The sequence below is a fragment of the Streptomyces sp. WG5 genome (assembly GCF_049974565.1).
Lineage (GTDB): Bacteria > Actinomycetota > Actinomycetes > Streptomycetales > Streptomycetaceae > Streptomyces.
In genome coordinates this window covers 1-2,281 of sequence record NZ_JBNGGC010000108.1, presented here as the reverse complement: position 1 = coordinate 2,281, position 2,281 = coordinate 1, and the positions used below count along the sequence as shown (strand labels likewise).

Here is a 2,281-nt window from a genome sequence, read left to right as displayed (position 1 = left end):
ACCGTTCCTAATCAGTGAGCAGGAGTGAGTCTTGGACTCGTACCTGGTCACTGCGGACACCCCGAACGGTTTTGGGTGCCCTGGTTGCCCGCGTACTCGCCGCGTCCGGCGGCACGGATCGTGTCCGTGGTCCGGGGATGCGGGGGCGGGGTCCCTCACGCCCAGGGGCACGCCGGTCGGCCTGGATGGTCCGATGCCCGTGCACATCGCTCTGGTATGCACGGGGCGGTGCCGTCCGTCGCCGGATCGGGTGTCCCTGGGCGCGTCGTCCGATCGCGATGCTCGCCGCATCGTGCCGGGTGGTCCTGCGGGTGGGGCCGGTCATCGGCTTCTGCCAGTGCTGAGCGCCCCACTTGCTGGTGTAGGCCGGGTCCACGGCGATGACGGCGATGCCTGTGGCGTCGGCCATGGAAGTCAGCCGGGCGCGGAGCCTGCCGGTCGGCATGCTGGAGATGAGTTGCCGGAATCGGCGCTTGCGCCCGTGCTTCTCTCTGGTTTTCTCGCTCTGGAAGTCGAGATCTTCGACCGCGATGGCTTTGACGCCGCAGGTTTTGGCCCAGTGCAGCAGTCGTGTGAGGGCGTGCCGTACCTGGGCGTCGCGGTGCTGGGCGTTGCCGGACAGGTCGTAGGGGAACCGGCGTGGCCGGCCCGTCGGGTTGCCGTGCGTGTCGAGGCGCCATGCGGCGAGGTGGTCGGCGTTGGTGTCCACGCCGATCACGCCGTCGGCGAGGGCGGCTTCGAGTGGGACGGTCCTGGTGGGCGGGATCTGCCAGGAGGCATCCACGTACCAGCGCCCGCGTCCTGTGTCGTAGTGGATGCGGTAGGCCACGGCCCTGCTGGCCTCCACCCGGTCGGCCCACTCCTGGCCCCGGTGGGGGAACCGCGCCTTCGCGGCGAGTACGTACCGGCCGTGCTTGGCGTTCGCCAGGCCGGAGAGCGGGGCGGGGAGCTTGACCGACACTTCGCCCTCGGGCGTGATGCGGATCGTCTCGTTGCCGAGCCTTTTCCCCGACTCGCCGTCCGCCTGGAGGAACCAGCGCCCGGCTTCCCACCGCTCACGCCACCTGGCCTCGGTGAGCTGCGCTTCGTCGAGGTGGTGCCGGGCGCCCAGGAGTCGTTTGCCGCCGCGCACGACGTGTACTCGGCCTGTTTCCCGGTCGGCCCGGACCTTCTCGAGCCGGTCTTCCAGCCCATGCAGGCGGCGTGCTTTGTGGAACCACTCGTGTGCGGAGCGGTGTAGCCACCCGGAGCCCGCTTGGTGCCCTTCTGGCCGACCGGCAGCGACAGCCGGTGCCGGATCGTCGTGATACCGGCTTCAAGGGACTGGACATGTGCGGCCTGGCCGCGCCGGGCGAGCGCCCACTGGTCATGCGTTGCTTTCGTGACCGACCCGGCCCACCTGGACGACGACTGGGCCGTCAGGCCACGCTTACGGGCCGCCCATGACCCGGCGGAGTGCTCCAGGCCGTCCGTGCAACGCGTTTTGAGGTCCTTCGAGGCGAGCGAGCCCAGGTGCGCACCCACCGAGCGCAGAACCTTCTCGTCCTCGGGCGTGAGGTCTTTGAGCCGGGTGCGTACTGCCACACCGGACGGGCCGAGAACGACGAACGGCGCGGCGATCGGGCGGAGGTCAGCCATGCTCGGCGGCTTCCAGTGCCTTGCGGGCGCGGTTCTTCGCCGACCTGCGCCCGTACAGGCGGGCGCAGAACGACGTCAGTACCTCCACCATGTCCCGCACCAGGTCGTCTTCGACCTCACCGTCGTCCAGCACCAGCAGGCGACGGCCCGTCGCGGACAAGGCGGCCTCGACAAGCTCGACGTTCATCCGGCCCAGCCGGTCCTTGTGCTCCACCACCACGCAGGTCACGTGCGGGTCGGCCAGCAGACGCCGGGCTTTGGAACGGCAGCCGTTCATCCCGGAAGCGATCTCCGCCTCAACACGAACAACTCGGTGACCGGCCTTCACCGCCCACGCCGACAACCGGGCGACCTGGCGCTCAAGATCGGCCTTCTGATCGTGCGAGGACACGCGGGCATACAGACCCAACCCGCCGACGGTCCCGGGCATGGCGTTCGTGTCGATGTTCACCAGGATCGTGCGTGGCCCGACCCGCTGAGCCGGTACCGGCAACATCCCCTCACGGAACCAGCGATACGCGGTCTGCGGATGCACGCCCTGCGCCTTCGCCCATTCCGTCAGATTCACACTCTGACAACGACACTCACTCATACATGGTTACGCTCACCTACTCGACTTCGACGCCCAGCAGGTGAAGACCCC

1 protein-coding gene and 1 pseudogene are annotated in these 2,281 nt (G+C 68.9%); both read right to left on the bottom strand.

All coding sequences use genetic code 11. The features are described 5' to 3' along the window. Positions 1-7: 7 nt before the first annotated feature. Positions 8-1,638: pseudogene (locus ACP4IX_RS36055) on the bottom strand (IS200/IS605 family accessory protein TnpB-related protein). After that, a complete protein-coding gene (locus ACP4IX_RS36050; RefSeq protein WP_426558852.1) occupies positions 1,631-2,206 on the bottom strand; it encodes an IS607 family transposase in 576 nt (191 codons plus the stop codon). Before ACP4IX_RS36050 ends, ACP4IX_RS36055 begins: the two are co-directional and overlap by 8 nt. Between the last annotated feature and the right edge of the window lie 75 nt (positions 2,207-2,281).